Source organism: Pontibacter silvestris, assembly GCF_020907275.1.
GTDB lineage: Bacteria > Bacteroidota > Bacteroidia > Cytophagales > Hymenobacteraceae > Pontibacter > Pontibacter silvestris.
The window spans coordinates 118884-141056 of sequence record NZ_JAJJWI010000006.1 but is presented as its reverse complement, the minus strand read 5'-3'; the positions used below and the strand labels follow the sequence as shown (position 1 = coordinate 141056).

The window sequence follows — 22173 nt, the reverse complement described above, 5'->3', positions numbered from 1 at the left end:
CTACAGCGCTATACTTACAAAGAAGCTAAGCTTTGCTCAATGGCTTTAATTTTAGCTTCGGCATCGGCTTGCTTTTTACGCTCATTGGCAATAACTGCCTCTGGTGCGCCATTTACAAAACGTTCATTGCTAAGCTTTTTCGCAACAGAGTTGAGGAAGCCTTTGGTATACTCCAGTTCTTTCGTCAGGCGTTCACGTTCAGCAGCTACGTCTATGTTACCAGCCATCGGGATAAAGAACTCGTCACCAGCCTCTATAAAGCTGATAGCGCCTTCCACATTATCCTCTACAAAGCTGATTTCATTTATATTAGCCAGCTTACGGATAATGCTTAGGAAAGCATCATAGCTGTTCTGCGTCATCACCTTTATTAACAGGTCGAGCTGTTTATTGTTCGGGATGTTTTTAGAATTACGAATATTACGAATGGCAGCAATTACTTTAAGCACACTGTCCATCTGCTCAATAATCTCCTTGTCGAACGTATCTTTCTTAGGCCATGCTGCTACAATAAGAAATTCTTTCTCCTTGCGCTCTTTCAGGTCATGCCATATTTCTTCTGTCAGGAACGGCATGAACGGGTGCAGTGCTTTCAGAACGTTTTCCAGGAAGCCAACTGTAGCGTCTATAGTTTGCTTGTCTATCGGCTGCTGATAAGCCGGTTTAATCATCTCCAGGTAGCTTGAGCAGAAATCATCCCACACTAGCTTGTAAACGGCCAGCAAGGCATCTGAAATGCGGAATTTCTCGAAATGATCTTCTATCTGAACAAAAGCTTCGTTGAATCGTGATTCAAACCATTTAATAGCCGTTTCATTAGGGCAAGGTAAGGTCTCATCAACTTCCCATCCTTTTATCAAGCGGAAAGCATTCCATATCTTATTACTGAAATTACGCCCCTGCTCTACCAGTTTCTCATCAAACAATAAGTCGTTACCAGCAGGGGAGCTAAATAACATACCGGCACGCACACCATCAGCTCCGTACTGCTCTATCAGGTCAAGCGGATCAGGAGAGTTACCTAGTGATTTAGACATCTTACGGCCCTGTGCATCACGCACAATACCTGTCAGGTACACGTTACGGAATGGCGGTTCCTTACGGAATTCATAGCCGGCCATAATCATACGAGCTACCCAAAAGAACAGAATTTCCGGTGCTGTTACCAGGTCGTTGGTTGGGTAATAGTACAGAATATCTTTGTTATCAGGATCTTTGAAACCATCAAAAACTGAGATAGGCCATAACCACGAAGAGAACCAGGTATCCAGCACGTCCTCGTCCTGGTGCAGGTCAGAAACCTGTAGTTCATTATTTCCACTTTGCTTACGGGCCAACTCAAGAGCTTCTTCTGCCGTAGTGGCGACTACAAAAGAACCATCTGGCAGGTAAAACGCAGGAATACGCTGCCCCCACCACAACTGGCGCGAAATACACCAGTCGCGGATATTCTCCATCCAGGAACGGTACATGTTCTTAAACTTAGGCGGGTGCAGCTTAATCTGGTCCTCCATCACAGACTCCATCGCAGGCTTTGCCATGGCATCCATTTTACAGAACCACTGCATCGAAAGCTTAGGCTCAATAACAGCATCCGTACGCTCAGAAAAGCCCACGTTATTAGTAATATCTTCTACCTTGGCCAGTATACCTTTCTCTTCCAGTTCTTTTGCAATCTTTTTGCGCACCACAAAACGATTTTCGCCTACATAAAGCAACGCCTTGTCGCTCAGTGTACCATCATCGTTCAGTATGTCGATGCTTGGCAGTTTGTGCTTTATACCCAACTCGTAGTCGTTCAGGTCATGGGCAGGCGTTACTTTTAAGCAGCCTGTACCAAACTCCATATCGACATATTCATCGGTAATAATTGGAATAGAACGGTTGATAAGCGGCACCAGAACTGTTTTACCATGCAGGTGCTTGTAGCGTTCATCGTTCGGGTTTACGCAGATTGCCGTATCACCCAAAATTGTTTCAGGGCGTGTTGTTGCAATGGTTAAAGTGTCGTCGCTGCCTTCTATCTGGTAATTCAGGTAGTAAAGCTTGGAGTTTACCTGCTTATAAATTACCTCTTCGTCAGAAAGGGCTGTTTTACCTTGCGGATCCCAGTTTACCATGCGCACACCACGGTAAATGTGTCCTTTGCGATACAGGTCTACAAACACTTCAATAACTGCAGCAGACAAGTCATCTTCCATCGTAAAGCGGGTACGGTCCCAGTCGCAGGAGGCACCCAGCTTTTTCAACTGATCCAGTATAATGCCACCGTATTTATCTTTCCACTCCCAGGCATACTTCAGGAAATCCTCGCGGGTAAGGTCCTTTTTGTTGATGCCTCTTTCTTTCAGCATCGCTACCACTTTTGCCTCTGTCGCTATAGAAGCATGGTCAGTACCGGGCACCCAGCAAGCCTCTTTGCCCTGCATCCGCGCACGACGTATCAGCACATCCTGAATGGTGTTGTTCAGCATGTGGCCCATATGCAGCACCCCGGTTACGTTTGGCGGCGGAATGACAATGGTATAAGGCTCTTTATTAGGATTAGGCTTGGAACGGAAGAAGCCGCGCTGCATCCAGCTATCGTACCACTTCTTCTCTATTTCTTTGGGGTTATACTTTGTTGAAATCGACATCTTAACTATAGAATTCCTGTATAGTGGCAAAAGGCAAAATTAGGTATTTTTTGTGATCAATCCTCACAGCACCTTTAAGACCTGTAAGTGTTTCGGCTATAGACACAAATCTTCGCTTAGTTTAACACACATTATGCAACCTTTAAACCTGATGATAACAAGAAAGCCTGCCGGAGAGGCAGGCTTTCTAAAGCTTTAATGCTTTTTAATATTAACTAGCCTGGTGTAACCAGTCTTTCTTAGCTAATAGTTCCTCCTCTGTCTCACGGTAGTCTGGGTCATCCACACAGCAATCGACAGGGCAAACAGCAGCACATTGCGGTTCTTCATGAAAACCCATGCACTCTGTACATTTATCTGACACTATATAGTAATACTCCTCAGATATTGGTTCCTGTGGTGCATCCCCAGGTATAACATCTCCTCCATCAATTTCTACTTCCGTCAAAGAAGTACCGCCACCCCAGGTCCACTCCATAGCTCCTTCATAAATAGCAGTGTTAGGGCATTCTGGTTCGCATGCACCACAATTTATGCATTCGTCAGTGATCATTATCGCCATAATCGTATCTCCTGTATATTTTTTATACTTTTGTATTTCTTTAGTAATCGAACAACAAAATTAGGAACATTAAGTATCCATATCAAATATTTTTTTAAAGTTATCGTTAAGCCATGACATTAGAGAACAGGATAGAGGCCTTTGTACAGCTTGGGAAACAGCTACAAAGCCTACCTCCAGAAGAGCGTACAGCATTAGCACAAATGGCCTCTGCCAGAAACCCATGGTTTGATAAAGACAACGTTTCTTTCGCCCTGGACGGCATCGTCACACTTTTAAATGAGCAATACCTCCGTGAATGGCTTTACCCTTATCACTTAAAACAGGTTTCACCTAAAAAGGTTGGCGTAGTGATGGCAGGTAATATCCCGATGGTAGGTTTTCATGACTTTTTAGCTGTACTGATAAGCGGGCACTACCTGATGGCCAAGTTAAGCTCAGACGATGAAATGCTGATTAAATACATAGCTAACATGCTTGTTGCTATAGAACCTGCCTTTGCCAATAACTTTGAGTTTGTAGATCTGTTAAAAGAAGCAGATGCCATTATTGCCACAGGTTCTGATAATACTGCCCGCTACTTTGAGTACTACTTTGCCAGTCGGCCACACATTATCCGGAAAAACCGCACCAGCTTTGGTATTCTGACAGGCCACGAAGAACAGGACGACCTGAAGGCACTTGGCGAGGATATTTTCCGCTACTACGGGTTAGGTTGCCGTAATGTATCAAAGTTTTTTGTGCCGGAGGGATATGTATTCGATAAATTCTTTGAGGCAAATGAGCATCATAACACATTGCTTAACCACCATAAGTACCAGAACAACTACGACTATAATAAGTCTTTACTGCTGGTAAACCGTGTGCCGCACTTCGATAATGGTTTCCTTTTGGTAACGGAGAGCGACCAGACTGTATCTCCTATATCTGTTCTTTTTTACGAAACATTTAGCTCTCTTTCTAACCTGCGTCAGAAGCTGTCAGGTGCTAAAGACAAAATCCAATGTGTTGTTTCAGCACATGGCTGGTTTGAGGGCAGCATTCCTTTCGGGGAGGCACAAAACCCTATGGTGTGGGATTATGCCGACGGTGTGGATACACTGGACTTTCTACAGAAGCTGTAACCTGTAAGAAAGATGCGTAAGGGGTTTCTGGTATTAGCAGTAGTTGTGGTAGTTGCCTTAGCTTGTTTAGCAGGCGTTACTGCATTTCGCTATTGGAAAACTGACTATGCTTACCATACCCCCCCAACAGCATCTTTTGTCATCAGCTTTGATGACCGTAACATAACAGACTGGTATCAGGCACGGGACCTCTTCAGGAAATATAATGTTCATGCCACATTCTTTTTAACGCAGCCAGACTCGCTTATAGCAAAAGAGTTACAAATGCTGAAGGAGTTAGAAGCAGATGGGCACGAGATTGCCTGCCATGGCTATACGCACTCTAACTCCCTTACATATACCAAAGAACATGGTATAGCTTCTTATATAGCGTACGAAATTATTCCCGCTATAAGAGAAATGCATGCCAGAGGCTTTGCACCAGTTACCTTTGCTTACCCCTATGGAGCTAATTCCAGAGTAATTGATCGCGAGCTTCTGAAGTACTTTTTTCTGTTGCGAGGTGACTCCTGGAAAGTGAAAGGCAAAGGCATACATGAACTTGACAGGATATTTTACAGCTTCGACGGAGACAGAGTAATAAACAGCTTAGGCATTGATGCAGGCAGTGGTGTCACTCTTACAGATATAGAGGATGGCTTCAGACGGGCACATAAGAATAAAGAGGCTATTCTGATTTATGCCCAAAGCATCAATAACAGTAATGAACCTTATAGTATTGCACCTTCTACATTAGAAAACATTTTTAGAGTAGCTAAAAAATATGAGCTAGCTTCTTTAACCTTTAAAGACCTGGTGCTGTAGGAACTTCATTCTGTTATAAAATCTGTAATTCAAAAATAAAACTGTGTTGCCACAACAAGTTTGGTGTATCTTTTGCGTTAGTATTCAATATTAACTATATTAGTTAACGTTGTTTTAGCAATGGATCCAATAACTAATTCCATTCCTTTAATTGAGAAAGAGCAAATTTCTCAACTACATTTTTCTCGTGAAGATGTGCTGCAAGATGAAGCTGCACGTAAAAAACGCTTATGGGACCTGAATAGAGCCAACTCTTTAGGTAATGCTTATCATGGCAAAGTAGAAATTACTTTCCAAACTTCAGACGGCAAGAAGAAAAGAGTAGATACTACTATATTGTTATGACCCTTAAAGCTGGAAGCTTTATTTCTATTATTTCGATTCTTGGCGTAGAGTTTTTCTAAAGATTACTCCAGGAAGATCTTGTTTTAAACTCAAAGAGCTGCAACAGAATAAATAAACTCTCTGTTGCAGCTCTTTGAGTTTAAGTACGCACAGCTCATGAATACGCTGTAAGGCTTGTGCATAAGCCAGTTAAAGAATATCGCTGTTTCTGAACTAAACCCTTTCCAGCACCTTTACAATCAGGCCATCAATTACTTCTTCTGCATTCTTAGCAAACTCTTTTGTAACGCGATTGGCAACAATGGCATTTAGCGACAGTACCTCATGCCCTAAAAGACGGCCCATGCTATAGTAACCAGCGGTTTCCATCTCAAAGTTAGTAAACCTGAAGTCGTTCATCCGGAAATCTTTGTACACATTCAAAAGCTCCTCACTACGCAAGCCTGCACGTAAAGCTCTGCCTTGCGGCGCATAAAACCCTGGGCAGGTAAGGGTGTTGCCCGGAATCATGTCGTAAGCTATTTTGCTGATAAGAGATTCCGAGGCGTTTACCATGTAAGGCTGAAAGCCAATTCCTAAAGCACTTTGCAAAGCTAATGTAAGACTTTGTTCTTCTTCGCTCTGCAGAAGCGGATAAAACTGCATCAGCGTATCCAAGCCAACAGCGGTATGAGAGGCCAAATGGCTACCCAACGGCACTGTGTCCTGCAAGGCACCTGAAGTGCCCACACGTATTATTCGAAGGTTAATTCTCTCCTCGTTTGGCTCCCGCGACACAAAGTCTATGTTTACCAGCGCATCCAGTTCATTCATCAGTATGTCGATGTTGTCTGTTCCCATACCTGTTGAAATAACGGTAATTCGTTTGCCTTTGTAGTAGCCTGTATGCGTTACAAATTCCCGTTTTGCGGTGATAAACTCTATCTCATCAAAATATTTGCTTACCATAGGCACACGGTCAGGATCGCCAACGGTAATAATAGTATCTGATATCTGCTCTGGCAATAAGTTAAGATGGTAAATTGTTCCGTTACCGTTTATGATAAGTTCTGATTCTGGAATTGGAATAGCCATTGGTTTCTTTTTTAAACACTGTATGTAAGACACTAAAAGCAACTCTTAGCAAATCTATCTCTGATAAGCTGCGGTTTTGTGCTCTTTATTGCAACTAAATAGTATCAGTTGCAATAAAGTAAATTTTAATATTCTCTTATATAGCTTACACCTCTTATTGAAAACGAAAAAGCGTGACTGTTGGGCCACGCTTTTCCAAAGATATGAGAATACGTTAAGCAGATACGTCTGTTTTCTTCCGGCGATTAAATCCTTTTAACGGATTATAGCCATTCATTTCTTTCTGGTAATATCCTGTGCCGTCGTATGGGCGCTTTTCTGGGTGCTCTTTGCATTCAGTAGAGCAGGCACCATCCAGTTCCCAGCCGCACTTCTCGCAGATAGGCACATGCAGGTTACACACTGGGTTTGCACAGTTTACCATGCGATCACTTTCTGTACCACACACGTGGCAGGTAGAAATAACTTTTGGGTTAACTTTGTTCACATCTACTGCCACACGGTTATCGAACACGTAGCATTTGCCTTCAAAATCTTCGCCGCCTACTTCCATGCCGTATTTAATAATACCACCATGCAACTGGTACACGTTTTCGAAGCCTTGTTCCAATAGAAAGGCACTGGCTTTTTCACATTTAATACCTCCGGTGCAATAGGTCAGTATTTTCTTGTCTTTATACTTTTCTTTCAGTTTCCCTACTTTATCAGGAAACTCCCGGAAGTTCTCGATATCCAATGTAACCGCATTCTTAAAACGGCCCACGCTATATTCATAGTCTGAGCGAACATCCAGCACTACCACATCATCCTGGTCTTTCATCTCCTTAAACTCTTTAGGAGATAAGTGTACACCAGTACGTAGGTTCGGGTCTATGTGCAGCAAGCCAGAGTGTACAATCTCCGCCTTGGTGCGCACATGTAGTTTGGTGAAGGCATGTGTTTCAGACTCGTCTACCTTAAAGTCAATTTTTGCAAAGCGAGGATCTGCTTTCATCCTTTCCATATACTTCTCGCAGTCTTCTTTAAGACCGGAAATAGTACCGTTCAGACCTTCTTTTGAAACAATGATACGGCCGAGCAGATTCAGCTCCAGGCAAAGTAAATGGTGTTCTTCCCGAAACGCCTCAGGGTCTGCTATTGGCGAATAACAGTAGTAAAGTAAAATGCTATAGGGTTTGTTCATAACTGCTTAGTTTCTCGCTAAGTGTTTTTAATATCAGTAATTCATTTCTTTGAACGTTTCGCAAAGATAAGAAATTCAATTCTTAAATTTTACTCCCTGTTCTCAACAACCATTCATCTCCTTTTCTTCAGTTCTTAAAAGGATAGATGCGATAAAGAAAGCTATAGAATTAGCCTGAAGAAGTTCACAAAGGGATAAAACAACAGAGCAACGCCTTAAGACATTACGCATAATTTATTTTGATAAAATCTATTATATTAGAATAAATATAAATGAACGCTATGAGGCAATTCACAAAGGAACAAATCATTCAGTATTTAGAGGGCTTGCAAAAAAGGAAAAAACAATTAGAGTTTGATATCAAAGGGTTAAAAACACGTGAAGGCACTACGTTCTATTTACTAACTGCTCGTTATACCACTTTATTAGAAAAAATAAAAGAAACTACTGAATCACTTGAGCAACTAGCCAAGGAGAGCCCTATTCCTTTTAGTTTTGATAAACTTCCACAAATCCCAATCGTTAAGAATTCCCCCACATCACCATATTGGAAATTCAGAGCAGTTAATGACTTCACTTTTAAAATGTTATTGATAAAATGTTATTGAATGAAGAACTGTGGTTTTCTCACCCAAACTACTTTAATGATCCATTTGACACTAATTTAGATATTAGAAAAGTTGTAAAGAAGATAGAAGATAGGCTTAATTTTGCTCCTCTGTTATATCAAGAAATCGAGAAATTCTTGCCGACGTATGAAAATGATTTAAAAAATCGATTCGTCTTTTCTACAAATAGAGGAGCGCCAGATTTTGAGCCTTTTAAGGAGGTGTTAATGTGGAGCCATTATGCTAAAGACCACACTGGAATATGTGTAGGACTATTAATGAGTTCAGTGAAAGTGAGAATAATGGAACGCTCAATGAAGTCCAGAAAAAAGACAGGATATGGGATTTTTGATGGGCAATCATATCTAGATCACTTAACAGATTTACCGGTTGTATATGATACTAATTTTTTAGAGTCAAATACAATCCCTTAGGTAGATGCTTGTGTTGGGCACGCTACTATTAACAGAATTGAAAAATTATTTGAAACTACTTTTGTTAAAGCACCAAATTGGGCATATGAAAAGGAACATCGCTTTATCGTATTCGATAAAGAAAATGAAGGCAAAGTTGGACTTGCCATTCCTTTTGATGGGAATGATATAGAGAATATTATTTTTGGACTCAGGACACCCCTGGAAGATCAAAAAGCTATTATAAATATAGTCAAAGAAAAAGGGTGGTATGTTAAGCTTTGGAAGGCAAAGGAGGGGAAAGGATTATTTGAATTAGAATTTCATGAAGTTTAAAACATACAAGCCTACTACAGATATCTATAGCAGGCTTGTACATCTATCCACTAGTTTAGTGATATCACCTTACTTCACAGGAGCAGCAGGATTACCGAACACAGTAGCTTTGGCTGGTACGTCAGCTATCACCACAGACCCAGCGCCCACACGTGCATTCTTACCGATCTTAACACCAGATACAATAACAGCACCGCTACCTATAAAAGCACCGTCTTCTACCACTACCTCTGAGTTAAGAACAGCACCAGCACCTACCTGAACATTATCGCCTAATTCAGCTTTTGTGTCTATCACGGCACGAGCCTCTATTAGGTTATAGTTCCCAACTTTCGCATTATTATTAACAATAGCACCAGCCGCAACCATGTTTCCATGGCCTAACCAGGCAAACTCTGAAACAGAGCTGAAACGGTGAATGGCATTAACAGGAACAACTTTATACTCATCCTTCAGCATTTTAATGAGTCCTTTACGAGCTGCGGAGTCTTCCACTGCCACAAACACATCGCACTTCTTGCCAATAAGTTTCAAAAACTCACTGTCTTCCGTTTTGCTCATTACCGACACATTATTTATTTCCTGTTGCTGCAGTGCTTCGCTGTCATCCAGGAAACAGTAAACAACAACACTGTTACTGTTGAAGACATCAAGTGCCGCTGTGCCTAACTTCTGGGCACCAAGTATTATTACCGGGTTTTGCATAACTTCTCTTAAATAAGTTGCAAAGGTACGAATAAGCAGATTAGTTTAAAAGGATGAACTAAGGCAAGCGTTGAAGCCTGTTAAGTAGCTTTTGTGTGTAATAATTTTGCAAAAGCAGGTAAACCAGAAAAGGCAGAAACACGACACGATAGCGGCTAAGAGAGCCGAAGTTAGGTGTACTAAGACCAATTATTCCACCTAAAACAAAAATAAACAGCAACAAGGCTACATACAGCAGCTCAACTTTTACAGGAGCTTTCCGAAATAGTGAAGCTAACGACAGAGCCATTAATATAAACAGCAACAGGTTCTCTAATCCCATAATTATATATAGCCACTCCCACGACTCCCCCATAAAAGGCCTGAACACTGCATTTATCAAAGCTTCCGGATAATGAGCAACCATACTTGCCAAAGTAGGCTTTAGGCTTAGCACCATGTGCGGCCCATGCAACGAACGTTGTAGTAAATCTTCATAAGAGAAGAAGACCTGCTCCACTATAAACTCTATACTAAGAAAGTCCCTTAGCTGCGTAGCCACTAGCACTAGTATGGTAAAAGCAGTTATAAACACCGCCACTTGCACTGTTCTTTGCTTTAATGCTACGACAAACTTCGACAAGCCCATAATGACCAGATAACCTAAAAGCAAGGGTAGCAGCAAAGCAGCATAGAAAATTTTTATTCGTACAAAGAGGTACAACATGAGGGGCAACAACAGAACTTCCTCCACTCTTACAGGCTTACTGTGTGCTCTATTCACTGCAAAGGCTACAAGCCAGCACATACTGCCAAACATGATAGCATCTTTTGTAAGCCCTGCGCTCCAGAACACTACAGACGGAAAGAAAAGAAAAGCAACAACTGCCGCTTCTTTCGTGCTGGGAAAGGCAGTGGCTAAAGCTGCGCTTAAACGGCCTGCCCCCCAAAAGCTAAATAAAGAAAAATATAAAGTATTTAAATAATAGGCCCCGTTGGTGAAAAGGTTTAGCACACTAAGAAGCTTGATCAGGTAAAAAGAATTCGAGAAATCCGGCAAACGCGAAAAAGGAATGGTAGCTCTGAAAGCTTCACTTTCAAACTCATTGAACAGCAGGAGCCACACATAATTCCCAAAGTCGTTTTTAGCATAAGCTGTTAATCTAAGCGAGGCTTTATAATAAGTTACAGTATCGCCTGCACCACCATAATACTGAAAATACAGCAGCCCCAGTAAAACCCCACAAAGCAGTTTAAGCACTAAAGCCGGAAAAAAATAAGGCTGCAACTCTTTTACCCACGGCTGTCTGTACAACCACCATACCAGCCCCGCCAGCAACAAAATGTTCAGCAAGTACACTAGTACACTCACGCAGCTAAGCCGTTTTGTTTCATTACTTTATTGCCAATAGCACAGCGAAGGCAGTTTACAGGCTGGCAATATTTTTTATAAAGACTCAAAGCCGCCTGGTTATCAGCAGCCGTCTTGGCCTGCCAGCCTAGTTCCTCGTATTGACGAGTATATTTGTTAGAAGCTTCTTTTAACTGTTCCAGTAGCCATACAGCTTTCTCCAAGTAAGCACGTTCACCACTAAAATTCGCATAGGCGGCCATCAGCGGCACCGCCACATTTATCACCAGGTTCTGTGCACTACTTTTGCCTAAAGCTTTCTGTACGGCTTTTGTTTCTTTCCCTGGCAGGTAGTGTTGCTGCCAGTAAACTGAAACCGGCACCATAAACAGGGCTTCATAAGTCTTTACATCTTTGGCCTCTACTAATTTCGTGAAGAGTGCCTGATGCTGATGTAGTACAGCCGCCAACTGTGCCAGCCTGACCGTTGGAAAATTAGCAGGACGCATGCGCAGGAAGTTCCATTGATGACGCTCCACAACATTTGACTGCAAGCCGTACTTATGGCTCAGAAAAGCATGCTCTTTTTGTAGTTGTTTGACATAAGCATCTTCTGCTTCTTCCAAAAATCCCGCCTGTCCAAATAAAAGTGCCTCCACCTGTAGTAAGGACTGATGATGCCTCCTTACCACAGTCTGAGGCAATGCCTTTGCCAACTGATCAAACGCCTGCTGATTTATTTTAAAGCCAAAGCCTTTTAATAATGTGTTGTAAGTTGCCTGCTCCCAATCGTTCCCATAACTCCGGTAAACCTGTAGCACTTCCTTCCCTTTCTGTTCCAGTCGCTCTGCCAATGTCCGTTCCAGCATTATGGTTTTCGTAATACCAGGCACATTGGGCCAGAAAGCAGCACAAGGTATAGTACTTTTTGCCAGTTGTAGCTGCTGGTAAGTTTGCAGCAGCTCCGGCTTCACACGGCTTCTTAATTCCAGCACAGGCACTACGCTTTCATCATCTATTCGATGTACCGCCTTATCCGCCTCCCAGACCACATGCAGTACCACCTGGTCGTACTTGGGGTCAGACTGATGCTGATGTCTGAACCAGTCTGAAGCCTTTAAATGTATTTCCACACTTCCTGACCACTCTACTTCCCCTATTTTCAGAAGTGCTTCTTTAAAGTCAGGACCAGCATCGGTGTTATAGAAGCCTGTATGCAAAACCTGCAGTAGATCGCCTTCAGCAGTAGCCAGAGCGGTTTTATCAAAGTATTGATGCTGCCAGATGTAGTGCAAAAAGTCTTCCTTCATTCCTTCTGTATTGATGTGCTAACAGAGCAACATTACTACTCTGGTTGCAAGAGAGTAAACACAATATAGGCTCTAAAAAGCATGGTTAAAATAACACATTAACAGTTACGGCAAAAACAAACTAAGCAACTACATAAAATATGGCTAGACAGGAAGATGTTAAGCATTTTTGGGCTAATACAGAAATACTATAGACTTATAATTACTCAGGCACTATTTGTCTTAACTCCCATATATTCTGTTTGTTCAGCAGTATTATTCCAACTGTTTTGTAGTATTTGTGAGCGTTCCAAGTCTGCGGAGATTGTTTTCCGTTCAGCTATAAGGCGCATGATAGATGGAAAGCTTATAGATGCTGTACGTACTGTTCCAGGTATTTTTCCATTTCCTGTTGCAGTTTCAGGGCTTCTTCACGCGCTTTTTTAGCAAAATCACGCCCGGAAGATGCATAAATAATGCCTCGTGTAGAGTTTACCAGTAAGCCGCACTGCTGATTCATGCCTAAGCGGGAAATTTCTTCCAGGCTACCACCCTGAGCACCTACACCAGGCACCAGCAGAAAATGCTCCGGCACCAAGGCTCGTACCCGTTCTACATAATCTGCCTGGGTAGCACCAACTACATACATCATTTGCCCTGCAGTAGCCCAGGTAGAACTGGTTTTAAGCACCTGCTCAAACAAGTACTCTTCGTTTCCATCGGCCAGCGTCAGCACCTGAAAGTCCTGGCTCCCAGGGTTAGAAGTCAGCGCTAGCAGGATTACCCATTTACCGTCCTGCACCAGAAATGGCTTCACTGAGTCTGCTCCCATATAAGGCGCTACCGTAATAGAGTCAAAATTCATGGTTTCAAAAAAAGCACGAGCGTATAACTCCGAGGTATTGCCTATATCACCACGTTTGGCATCGGCAATGGTAAACACTTCTTCCGGTATTACCTGCAGTGTTTTCTCAAGACTTACCCAACCTTTAGGTCCCTGTGCCTCATAAAAAGCAATGTTAGGTTTGTAGGCCACGCATAAATCGGCAGTGGCTTCAATTATCTGACGGTTGAACTCAAATACCGGATCTTCATTATCCAGCAGGTGTTCTGGCAGTTTTTTAGGATCAGTGTCAAGACCAACGCACAGGTAAGATTTCTTTTTAAGGATTTGCTCGAAAAGCTGCTCTCTAATCATGAAGTGTCAGGTAAGTTAGAACTACAAAAGTATCATCTTAAATGAAGAGGTAAAATAAAATTATAGAGGGCATTACACTTTGCTGCAAAAGGTACAGAACAGATGCAACCATTCTTGGCTCAAAATGGTCTTCTTTTAAAGAGTGATTTTATGAAAGCTGCCTATACAATACTTGTACTCACAATTTCTGTGTTACTTCTGAACGGATGTAGCAAAGAAGATGAAACTGTTACTAACCAATGGGTAAACGATACTGCAGCGCTTTACCAACTTAATAACAATAAAATATCGATAACAGAAGGAGTTGCAGGAACATTAACCTTGTCTGAAGGAAATTGTATGCCCATTGTTGATGAAAACAGTACCTGTAAAGTGTATCCCGTGAAAAGAACAGTAAAGGTGTACCCTTACACTACTATGGCAGAGGCTGGCCAAAACGAGCATGTATACTTCACTCCTCAGGCAGAACCTGTTGCAACTATAGAAAGTGATGCAGAAGGCTTTTACCAAGCCAGTCTGACTCCTGGAATTTATTCTGTCTTTATACAGGAGAACGGTAAACTTTATGCAAACAGTTTTGATGGACAAGGAGGGATAAACCCTGTTCAGGTGCAACAAAGAACTGTAAGTAACCTTAATTTAAAGCTTGACTATGCTGTTTATTAAAATAGTTAAGAGGCAAATTAAACGTACGCTAGGTCATAAATAGAAAAAGGCTGCTCTAACAAAGGTAAAACAGCCTTTTTCTATTTATGCTAAGTTTATTCTTTATCTTAAATCTACCACTTCTACTCCTTTATAATTGGCTTTGTTAAAAGTAAAAGTATCAGCTGTGAGTGTTGGGTTAGCCTGGAAGTTTTTAATAGTATAGGTGTAACGGCTTCCATTATCGCGGAACATCTGCCAGCTTTTAAGGCTCTTATCTTTCTGGTTGATGTACAGACGCACCTTAAAAATCGGGCTCTTACGGTCTTCTGGCGAAAGCTCTATCACATCGTATTTAGCACCGTTCATTGTTTCAGAACCTGCATAAGCATACTTATAGCCCTTTTTATACATGTCGAAGATTTTGCTTGGTGCCATAGCTTCGGCCTCTGCATCGCTTTCGGTAATAGTTACCTCGTTTGCATCTTTCAGGTATGTCCAAAGCAGCTTTCCATTGCTGATTACTTCCTGGCCACTTACTTGAAGCCTGTACTTATCTCCACTTACCAATACATTACCTTCCAGGCTTTCTTTAACGCTGGAAGATGAGTTCTCTACAGTCTGAGCAAAAGTAGCCTTAAAGGTTTTCATGGCTTTGTACTTTTGGCTCATTGCGTTCAAAATCTGGCTTGCTTTCGGGTCTTGCTGGGCATTAGCCAGATTCACAAACAACATTACAAGCAGCAGAACGAAAAATATCTTTCTCATGTGTTTAATACTCGTTTATTCTTACTGCATGGTACTCAATAACTGTTCCAAACTGTACTCATCCGGAATTAAAACTTCTCTTGCTTTACTTCCTTCAAACGCACCAACCACGCCTGCAGACTCTAACTGGTCAATCAGTCGGCCCGCACGGTTATAGCCTAGTTTCAGTCGACGCTGCAACAGCGAGGTGCTACCCTGCTGGTGCTGTACAATTATACGGGCAGCTTCTTCAAACAACGGATCGCGTGAGCTAGGATCAAAGTCGGCTTTCTCATTTCCTCCTTCATCACCTACAAACTCTGGCAATAGGTATGCATCGTTATACCCCTGTTGTTCCCCTATGTAATCGCAGATGCGATCTACTTCAGGTGTATCCACAAAGGCACACTGTATACGAATCATATCAGAACCGATGGAGAAGAGCATATCACCCTGTCCGATCAGCTGATCCGCTCCACCTGTATCCAGAATAGTACGCGAGTCTATTTTAGAGGTAACTTTAAACGAAATACGTGCCGGGAAGTTAGCTTTAATAATACCTGTAATAACATTTACAGACGGACGCTGCGTAGCCACTACCAGGTGAATACCAATGGCACGAGCCAGCTGCGCCAGACGGGCAATCGGTGTTTCCACCTCTTTTCCGGCAGTCATCATCAGGTCGGCCAACTCGTCTATGACCAGCACAATGTACGGCATAAACCGGTGCCCTTTTTTCGGATTCAGCTTACGCTCCACAAACTTCCGGTTATACTCTTTCAGGTTACGACAGCCAGCATCTTTCAGCAGGTCGTAACGCATGTCCATCTCCATACAAAGCGAATTCAGCGTGTTCACCACCTTTTTTGTATCCGTGATGATGGCTTCCTCACTATCCGGAAGCTTAGCCAGGAAGTGCCGCTCTATTTTATTGAATAGCGAGAGTTCTACCTTCTTAGGGTCTACCAGCACAAATTTCAGCTGCGATGGATGTCGCTTATACAGCAATGAGGTAAGAATTGTGTTCAGGCCAACTGACTTACCCTGACCAGTAGCACCGGCCATAAGCAAGTGCGGCATTTTGGCAAGGTCTGTAATAAATACCTCGTTGGTGATGGTTTTACCAAAAGCGATTGGCAAATCCATTTCACTCCTCATGAACTTCTCTGTAGAAAGGATAGACTTAATAGAAACCATCTCTTTCTTAGTATTTGGCACCTCAATACCGATAGTTCCCTTACCCGGAATAGGCGCAATAATACGAATACCAAGCGCTGCCAAACTCAGGGCAATATCATCTTCAAGGTTCTTGATCTTAGAAATCCGCACCCCGGCATCCGGCACAATTTCATAAAGTGTAACTGTTGGGCCAATCGTAGCTTTAATACTGGCAATACTAATGTTGTAATTACCCAGTGTTTCTACAATCTTGTCTTTGTTGGCCTCCAGCTCCTCTTTGCTTACCTGTATTTTACTGCTGCCATAGTCTTCCAGCAGTTCAATGTGTGGGTACTGGTAGCGAGCCAGATCAAGCGTAGGGTCATAGTTTTCACCAGCTATGGCATGTTCCTCTTCCGGAGTTTCCTCTATCTGTAAGGCCATGCTTTCGTCCTCCTCAAGTACCTTATCCTCTGAGTTCTCCTCTTCCTCGGCTTCATCCTCCAGCACCACATCATCTCCTAAATCGATGTCCAGTTCCAGCGAAGGAACTTTAGACTGAGGAGGCTCTGGTTTTGGAGGTTCTGGCTTCACAGGCTCTTGCTTCAGCGAACGTAGCTCCATCTCTAAAGCCCGGCTGATTTCCTCTTCGTCATCTTCCTCCTGCTCTTCTGTATCCTCAACATCTTCTTCATACTCTTCATCGTCTTCCAAAGAAGCGGTAGGATCAGCCGTATGGTTGATACCACGGGCAGAAGAGTTAAGCACGTCTCCCAGGGAAGAAGCATGAGAATGCTCTACATCTACATCGGCACCAGCCACTGCTAAAGTTGGCTTACTCCAGTTCAGGCTCGTTATATTAAAGAAGAACACCAGGAAGATAGTCAACAGGAAGCCCAGCAGTAACCAAGTTCCCCAGCCAACCAGGCTACTTAACCAGATAGCAGCCTCTATACCTATTCCTCCTCCCAGAAAGCCAAGCTTGTCCACTGTATCGGTTGCCAGCACTACATATCCCATTGTAAGGCAAAGCCACAGCATGCTAAAGCTGCAAAGCCCCAGTACATACGACACAGAAATATTTAACCGCTTAAACACTATGCGGGCCCCGGCAAAAAATAAGATAGGAATAAAAAAGAAAGCGCCAATGCCCACCCATTCATAAATAAATAGGTGCGACAGCCAGGCTCCTGATAAACCTAGCCAGTTTTCCGCTTCCTGCCCCGACTCTTTTAGAACAGAGCTGTTCACCGACTCAACCACACTTTGGTCGGCATTGCCCGTGAATAGATAAGATACAAAAGCAATTGTCAGGAAAAAAGAAAAAAGAAGAAAAGTGAAACCAACAGCCAGCTTAAAGCGCCTGTCCTGTAAAAAGCCTATTCTAAAGCTCGGCATTTTAAGCTCCGGCAGCTTAAAGTTGAAAGACTTCTTAGCTTTCTGCTGCTTTTGCTTCTCCCCTATTGGCACATTACCCTTACGTGGCTCATTGCGTCCCCGTACTTCGTTCCTGCGCCCTGCATTAAGCGTTTCGTTTCTGTAAGTGTTCTTTGCCATACCCTCTACTAAACATTAAGATCTCAAATTTACACTTTTTCGCTTCACTGCACGCAGCAAAGTAGCAGGCATTTGAAATTATCTGGTGAGTAATTTTTTATTAATTCCTTTAATGAGCCAGGGCCCTTCGTAAATAAACCCTGTATATAGCTGTATTAAATCTGCTCCTGCATCTAGCTTTTCTATGGCATCATCTGCCGACATAATACCACCTACCCCAATAATCCGGGTTTCCTGCGGCAAGTGCTGACGCAGGTATTTAATTATTTGAGTGGAATGCTGCGTAAGCGGCTTTCCACTAAGCCCTCCTGCTCCCATAGCTGTAACCTGCTGATCAGCTGTTGTTAATTTCTCACGGCTAATGGTGGTATTGGTGGCAATAAGGCCACTTAGCTTTGCTTCTGTCGCAATCTCTATAATGTCATTCAACTGTGGCTCGTTCAGGTCTGGAGCTATTTTGAGCAGCAGCGGCTTGGGTTTAGCCATTTTGCTATTCTGCTCCTGCAATGTAAGCAGCAATTGCTGCAGTGGTTCTTTTTCCTGCAAAGCCCGTAGGTCTGGCGTGTTTGGCGAGCTTACATTTACTACAAAATAGTCCACTACATCAAATAGAGCTTTAAAGCAATAAAGATAATCGCTGGTAGCCTCCTCGTTTGGAGTTACTTTATTTTTGCCAATGTTACCACCTACTACAATATTGCTCCTGCGCTGTCGTAAGCGCTCTACGGCTGCATCAACTCCCTCGTTATTAAAACCCATTCTGTTAATGATGGCCTGGTCCTGCGGCAAACGAAACAAGCGTGGCTTCGGGTTCCCAGACTGAGGTTTAGGTGTAAGCGTACCTATCTCAATAAAGCCAAACCCAAAATTTGAGAGTTCATCAATCAGGCGGGCATCTTTATCAAATCCTGCTGCCAGGCCAACTGGGTTCGGGAACTTCAAGCCAAACAGTTCACGCTCAAGCCGCTTGTCCTGCACCTGAAACATACTGCTGCTAACACCTTTGGTAAAAGGTAATTTATAGGCAGCTTTTAACGTGTCAGCTGTTAAATAATGAACTCTCTCAGGATCAAGCTTAAAAAGAAGCGGACGGATAATATTTTTGTACACGGCAGCTAAAGTGAAATGTTGCTTGCAAAGATAGAAAGTGAAAGGATATGGTGCTTACAAAATGGAGGCTTTCTGTATTTCAACTATACAATAGCCTCTGTTTTAGTTGCTTGCTATGGTATTAGCAGCACCCAAGGTCTTTACACAGTATTCCCGGAAAACCTTCTTATAAATGATAAAATGTAAATTAGCCATGGTTAATCCTCTTAAAACCTGGAATTTCACATATTTTTTTGTACCTTTGCAATGGAAGGCTTTGTAACATCCTCACATAACTCCGTTTAAAGATACGGTAAGTTCTTGTTCCTTCAGCGCATTCAAAGAATCAGCTCTTCATGCTTTTTCTTGATTTAACTTAAAAAAAGAATGCAAAATAATGCCTCTCTGAACTTCACTTTTTAAGGAGTTGAAGCGGTAAGTTTAGGTTTCAAGAAACAGGATGCAAAATGCCTGTGGCACAATTTCAGAAGCCTTCCTCCTGTTAGGGCGCATCGCGTCTATCACCAAAGCCCTGCCCTGAGTTTGTAGTATTTTCCTGAGCAGCAGGGGCAGCATGTATAACCTTTAAGATATAACCTATGGCTAGATCTCAAAACACCTTCATGAAGAAGCAGCGCGAAAAGAAAAGACTTAAGAAGAGAGAAGAAAAAGAGCAGCGTAAACAAGAGCGCCAGGAAAACTCTACTGGCGGAAGCCTGGAAGAGATGATTGCTTATGTAGATGAGTTTGGCAATATAACCTCCACTCCCCCGGAAGAAAGAAAAGAAGATTCCTCATCGGATAAAGTGGAGTAGTTCTGATACAGCAGCATTACTATGCTACATGCTCTGAATGTGCTTTTTGCAATAATTTACTTATCTCTCTTGTTGGTACTGTTATAAAGCTCCAACAATGGCAGAAACTCTTAACTAAAGTTGCAATAACAATGGTGCCTGTTTAGTTTAAACAGGCACTTTACTTTTACCATGTCTGATTCCCTTGCGGCCTCTTAACGGGCTGTTATAAACGCAGTAGCACCTTTTATGTACTAAATTTCGATTTATAACTAACTTAAACCTTATTCACTTACTTTGGCACTATCTCCGCTATTGCGTTTATACATTATTACCTGCCATATTTATTACTTTTCTAGTGAATGTTTTATTACACGCTTGTTGCTTTGTCAAATATTCGGCTATAATTCTTACCTCCGATTTTAGCTATTTCATTTTCTGTGAATCCTGACTTCAACATAGCATCAACTACGGTGTAGAAGAAACTGCCTTTTTCGTTTTTCCAGGCTGTATTCGTTTTATTCCCGGATTGCGCATTAGAATTTGCAGGTACTGCCATTTTAGTATCTGTTCCTATACAAACGTGTTCTGTTCCAATCACGTCTACCATGGCACGTATATTTTGTGCGTATTCCAGGGGAGTGTCCGCAAGATGTGTCCAAAGACCAATAACACCACCAGCATTTGCTACAATTTTAGCTTGTTCTTTACTAATGAGCCTCGGCATCATCATTTTTGCCATTTTCTCATTTTTACCTAATTGTGTATTTAGCCCTGTATGAGATATGAGTATTGGCTTAGTTGTTACTTTAAGTGCATCATCAATGGTCTCATTGCTACAATGTGCAAGGTCAACGAGAATACCGAGTCTATTACATTCTTTAATTACATTAGCTCCAAATTCGGTGAGTCCTCCAAACTGTGCCGGGTTGGTATAAATGTCGCCTAATGGCACGAAAGATTGGTTGTCGTGCAGCAATCCTAAATGTCTTACCCCTCTATTATAGGCAACTTCTAGTCGTTCTATTTGTCCTTCAATAAAATGTCCGCCTTCTACTGATTGAATAACTATTGGCTTGTTTTGTTTTCGAGCTTTTTTTAAATCTAAAAAGTTAAGGGCTCGTTTCATGTTGTTGTCCTTCAGAATTTCATCCATTTCGTCTAAACAGCTTATGAATCTTTTATAAGCTTCTCCTGGTTCAGTTAGTTTCGGACGATCAACTTGAAATGTCATACAGATAGCGGATAAACCAGACTTTTTAATCTCTCCAGCCAAATCATATTTTTGACAAATAAAATCTTCTGCCTTAAAAGGAACATCAATATGATTGTGTGTGTCAATGCCGGTAGTTTTTGCTATGATTTTAGCTACTCGTGAATCTGCGTTTTCATTGTTAGCCAAAGATGAAAAAGTGTTTAACATCATTGCTGCTCCTGCACCTGACACAGTTGCGATAAACTTCCTCCTTGACCATTCTTGGTTTGTACTATCCATAATTTCTTTTTCTTTACACCTTTATGAGCACGAAATGCTTGTTCTCAAATATATCAGTACCTACTCCTGCTATCTGCACTATGAATAAATCAATGCATCTTCCTCACCAACACGTGTCGCATCGCTAAGCAGCCTTTTCATTAAAAAGGCACATGTAACAAACAGAATAACAGCCAGGCTATATACCACGCAAAAAGTAGTGGCATTACCAATTAGCACGTATAAACTGGCAAAGGGATCTACATTCTTGGGCAGAAGATAAGGAACAATGGTAGATACTAAGTTATTGGTAAAATGAAAGAATACACAAGGCCAGAGCGAGCGCGTTTTGTAAAAAATCCAGCCTAAGAATAAGCCATGCACAAAAGAACCAACTCCCTGGTAAAAGTTAAGGTGTAGAACAGCAAACATGATACTAGACCAAATAATAGCTTTGCCTGCACCAGACGTTTTAAGCATGCCACGCAAAAGTAAGCCCCGTAATAATAGCTCTTCCAGCACAGGTGCTGCCACTACTACTGTTAAAGACACCAACCAGCCACCTCTGCTCATATCATCCTGCACCATCTTTCTTAAAAAATCAGGTAAGGGAAGTAAACTAAGCAGTGGATCTAGAATTATTCCTGATGTAACTATGATTGGTGGAATCAGCAAGTATAAGCTGATTGGCACCCGCTTTTGATTGGTTTCAGGCAGAAAAATTACTGAGAGCTTCCTTTTACGCTTCAAATATAAGGCAAAGCCTAAAAACGGCATTACATAAGCCAGGAACATAAAAAGAGAACTTTCTATTTCTATTAATTCAAGACTAGGCAAGGCTAAAAGAGCAACCAGGCCCGCTCCCAACATGCTAAACAAGGAATAAATCCCTAAGTACCCCCAGGCTCTTTTTACACTAATAGATAAGTCTTCTGTGGCTGGTACAGCCTCAACCAAAGGAGCAGTTGTAGTAACCTCCATGCTTAAGTTTGTTTAAGTTAGGTGAATTAAGATTATTAGCTACAGCCAGATACAGGCGCGCCTACTATTTATAGCTATTCACATATATATAGTAATATATATTAAAACCTAATCTTTTCTG

At 42.1% G+C, this 22173-nt stretch carries 20 protein-coding genes; 7 read left to right on the top strand and 13 right to left on the bottom strand.

Annotated elements, in window-relative coordinates; genetic code table 11:
• Positions 1 to 14: 14 nt before the first annotated feature.
• Both LN995_RS07400 and LN995_RS07395 read right to left on the bottom strand, forming a co-directional pair.
• Positions 15 to 2636, bottom strand: coding sequence for a valine--tRNA ligase (locus LN995_RS07400; protein ID WP_229959919.1), 2622 nt, complete (start codon positions 2634 to 2636; stop codon positions 15 to 17).
• 211 nt (positions 2637 to 2847) lie between these two features.
• Positions 2848 to 3198, bottom strand: coding sequence for a 4Fe-4S dicluster domain-containing protein (locus LN995_RS07395; protein ID WP_229959917.1), 351 nt, complete (start codon positions 3196 to 3198; stop codon positions 2848 to 2850).
• A 113-nt stretch (positions 3199 to 3311) separates the two neighbouring features.
• Between LN995_RS07395 and LN995_RS07390 the strand changes: the two genes are divergently transcribed.
• The 3 genes from LN995_RS07390 to LN995_RS07380 all read left to right on the top strand — a co-directional run bounded on the left by LN995_RS07390 (position 3312) and on the right by LN995_RS07380 (position 5471).
• Positions 3312 to 4322, top strand: a complete 1011-nt coding sequence (locus LN995_RS07390; protein WP_229959915.1) for an acyl-CoA reductase — start codon at positions 3312 to 3314, stop codon at positions 4320 to 4322.
• 12 nt (positions 4323 to 4334) lie between these two features.
• Entirely contained in the window at positions 4335 to 5126 is a 792-nt protein-coding gene (locus tag LN995_RS07385; protein ID WP_229959913.1) for a polysaccharide deacetylase family protein, read from the top strand.
• 120 nt (positions 5127 to 5246) lie between these two features.
• The gene (locus LN995_RS07380) at positions 5247 to 5471 is read left to right on the top strand and encodes a hypothetical protein (protein WP_229959911.1); all 225 of its coding nucleotides are present in this window, start codon (positions 5247 to 5249) and stop codon (positions 5469 to 5471) included.
• A 213-nt stretch (positions 5472 to 5684) separates the two neighbouring features.
• Here the strand turns inward: LN995_RS07380 and LN995_RS07375 are convergent, their stop codons facing one another.
• Together LN995_RS07375 and trhO are read right to left on the bottom strand one after the other, a co-directional pair.
• Complete coding sequence (locus tag LN995_RS07375; RefSeq protein ID WP_229959909.1) at positions 5685 to 6545, bottom strand: nucleoside phosphorylase; 861 nt, start codon at positions 6543 to 6545, stop codon at positions 5685 to 5687.
• Between the two features lie 214 nt (positions 6546 to 6759).
• A complete protein-coding gene (gene trhO, locus LN995_RS07370; protein ID WP_229959907.1) occupies positions 6760 to 7728 on the bottom strand; it encodes an oxygen-dependent tRNA uridine(34) hydroxylase TrhO in 969 nt (322 codons plus the stop codon).
• 281 nt (positions 7729 to 8009) lie between these two features.
• Here trhO and LN995_RS07365 point away from each other — a divergent pair, with 281 nt between their 5' ends.
• Positions 8010 to 8336 carry a hypothetical protein gene (locus tag LN995_RS07365; RefSeq protein ID WP_229959905.1) on the top strand — a complete coding sequence of 109 codons (327 nt, stop codon included), beginning with the start codon at positions 8010 to 8012 and terminating at the stop codon, positions 8334 to 8336.
• Positions 8333 to 8770 (top strand): DUF2971 domain-containing protein, encoded by a 438-nt coding sequence (locus LN995_RS07360; protein WP_229959903.1) that lies wholly within the window; start codon positions 8333 to 8335, stop codon positions 8768 to 8770. The genes LN995_RS07365 and LN995_RS07360 overlap by 4 nt, the downstream gene beginning before the upstream one ends.
• A 384-nt stretch (positions 8771 to 9154) precedes the next feature.
• Here LN995_RS07360 and LN995_RS07355 read toward each other — a convergent pair whose 3' ends face one another.
• From LN995_RS07355 to pyrF, 4 genes are all read right to left on the bottom strand, one after another.
• Entirely contained in the window at positions 9155 to 9790 is a 636-nt protein-coding gene (locus LN995_RS07355; RefSeq protein WP_229959901.1) for a NeuD/PglB/VioB family sugar acetyltransferase, read from the bottom strand.
• A gap of 58 nt (positions 9791 to 9848) precedes the next feature.
• Positions 9849 to 11141, bottom strand: a complete 1293-nt coding sequence (locus LN995_RS07350; RefSeq protein ID WP_229959899.1) for a hypothetical protein — start codon at positions 11139 to 11141, stop codon at positions 9849 to 9851.
• A complete protein-coding gene (locus LN995_RS07345) occupies positions 11138 to 12430 on the bottom strand; it encodes a DUF2851 family protein (RefSeq protein WP_229959897.1) in 1293 nt (430 codons plus the stop codon). The genes LN995_RS07350 and LN995_RS07345 overlap by 4 nt, the downstream gene beginning before the upstream one ends.
• Positions 12431 to 12776: 346 nt before the next feature.
• Entirely contained in the window at positions 12777 to 13607 is an 831-nt protein-coding gene (gene pyrF, locus LN995_RS07340) for an orotidine-5'-phosphate decarboxylase (RefSeq protein WP_229959895.1), read from the bottom strand.
• 102 nt (positions 13608 to 13709) lie between these two features.
• Here pyrF and LN995_RS07335 point away from each other — a divergent pair, with 102 nt between their 5' ends.
• Complete coding sequence (locus LN995_RS07335; RefSeq protein ID WP_229959893.1) at positions 13710 to 14273, top strand: hypothetical protein; 564 nt, start codon at positions 13710 to 13712, stop codon at positions 14271 to 14273.
• 102 nt (positions 14274 to 14375) lie between these two features.
• On the opposite strand, the gene LN995_RS07330 is transcribed toward LN995_RS07335, so the two are convergent.
• The 3 genes from LN995_RS07330 to LN995_RS07320 form a co-directional block, all read right to left on the bottom strand.
• A complete protein-coding gene (locus LN995_RS07330) occupies positions 14376 to 15020 on the bottom strand; it encodes a LolA family protein (protein WP_229959891.1) in 645 nt (214 codons plus the stop codon).
• Positions 15021 to 15041: 21 nt separating this feature from the next.
• Positions 15042 to 17714 (bottom strand): FtsK/SpoIIIE family DNA translocase, encoded by a 2673-nt coding sequence (locus LN995_RS07325; RefSeq protein WP_229959889.1) that lies wholly within the window; start codon positions 17712 to 17714, stop codon positions 15042 to 15044.
• Between the two features lie 78 nt (positions 17715 to 17792).
• Entirely contained in the window at positions 17793 to 18824 is a 1032-nt protein-coding gene (locus LN995_RS07320; protein ID WP_229959887.1) for a quinone-dependent dihydroorotate dehydrogenase, read from the bottom strand.
• A 578-nt stretch (positions 18825 to 19402) separates the two neighbouring features.
• Here LN995_RS07320 and LN995_RS07315 point away from each other — a divergent pair.
• Positions 19403 to 19618 carry a cold-shock protein gene (locus LN995_RS07315; protein ID WP_229959885.1) on the top strand — a complete coding sequence of 72 codons (216 nt, stop codon included), beginning with the start codon at positions 19403 to 19405 and terminating at the stop codon, positions 19616 to 19618.
• 349 nt (positions 19619 to 19967) lie between these two features.
• Here the strand turns inward: LN995_RS07315 and LN995_RS07310 are convergent, their stop codons facing one another.
• Together LN995_RS07310 and LN995_RS07305 are read right to left on the bottom strand one after the other, a co-directional pair.
• Positions 19968 to 21092: a dipeptidase gene (locus tag LN995_RS07310; protein WP_229959883.1), complete on the bottom strand. Its 1125-nt coding sequence runs from the start codon at positions 21090 to 21092 to the stop codon at positions 19968 to 19970.
• 78 nt (positions 21093 to 21170) lie between these two features.
• Complete coding sequence (locus LN995_RS07305; RefSeq protein WP_229959881.1) at positions 21171 to 22052, bottom strand: CPBP family intramembrane glutamic endopeptidase; 882 nt, start codon at positions 22050 to 22052, stop codon at positions 21171 to 21173.
• Positions 22053 to 22173: the final 121 nt, after the last annotated feature.

Bases quoted from the DNA above. Each gene is read 5' to 3' on its own strand.
- LN995_RS07315 (WP_229959885.1), top strand. From the start codon at position 19,403: ATGGCTAGATCTCAAAACACCTTCATGAAGAAGCAGCGCGAAAAGAAA.
- LN995_RS07400 (WP_229959919.1), bottom strand. From the start codon at position 2,636: ATGTCGATTTCAACAAAGTATAACCCCAAAGAAATAGAGAAGAAGTGG.
- LN995_RS07335 (WP_229959893.1), top strand. From the start codon at position 13,710: ATGCAACCATTCTTGGCTCAAAATGGTCTTCTTTTAAAGAGTGATTTT.
- trhO (WP_229959907.1), bottom strand. From the start codon at position 7,728: ATGAACAAACCCTATAGCATTTTACTTTACTACTGTTATTCGCCAATA.
- LN995_RS07310 (WP_229959883.1), bottom strand. From the start codon at position 21,092: ATGGATAGTACAAACCAAGAATGGTCAAGGAGGAAGTTTATCGCAACT.
- LN995_RS07325 (WP_229959889.1), bottom strand. From the start codon at position 17,714: ATGGCAAAGAACACTTACAGAAACGAAACGCTTAATGCAGGGCGCAGG.
- pyrF (WP_229959895.1), bottom strand. From the start codon at position 13,607: ATGATTAGAGAGCAGCTTTTCGAGCAAATCCTTAAAAAGAAATCTTAC.
- LN995_RS07345 (WP_229959897.1), bottom strand. From the start codon at position 12,430: ATGAAGGAAGACTTTTTGCACTACATCTGGCAGCATCAATACTTTGAT.
- LN995_RS07385 (WP_229959913.1), top strand. From the start codon at position 4,335: ATGCGTAAGGGGTTTCTGGTATTAGCAGTAGTTGTGGTAGTTGCCTTA.
- LN995_RS07375 (WP_229959909.1), bottom strand. From the start codon at position 6,545: ATGGCTATTCCAATTCCAGAATCAGAACTTATCATAAACGGTAACGGA.
- LN995_RS07305 (WP_229959881.1), bottom strand. From the start codon at position 22,052: ATGGAGGTTACTACAACTGCTCCTTTGGTTGAGGCTGTACCAGCCACA.
- LN995_RS07330 (WP_229959891.1), bottom strand. From the start codon at position 15,020: ATGAGAAAGATATTTTTCGTTCTGCTGCTTGTAATGTTGTTTGTGAAT.
- LN995_RS07390 (WP_229959915.1), top strand. From the start codon at position 3,312: ATGACATTAGAGAACAGGATAGAGGCCTTTGTACAGCTTGGGAAACAG.
- LN995_RS07365 (WP_229959905.1), top strand. From the start codon at position 8,010: ATGAGGCAATTCACAAAGGAACAAATCATTCAGTATTTAGAGGGCTTG.
- LN995_RS07355 (WP_229959901.1), bottom strand. From the start codon at position 9,790: ATGCAAAACCCGGTAATAATACTTGGTGCCCAGAAGTTAGGCACAGCG.
- LN995_RS07380 (WP_229959911.1), top strand. From the start codon at position 5,247: ATGGATCCAATAACTAATTCCATTCCTTTAATTGAGAAAGAGCAAATT.
- LN995_RS07395 (WP_229959917.1), bottom strand. From the start codon at position 3,198: ATGGCGATAATGATCACTGACGAATGCATAAATTGTGGTGCATGCGAA.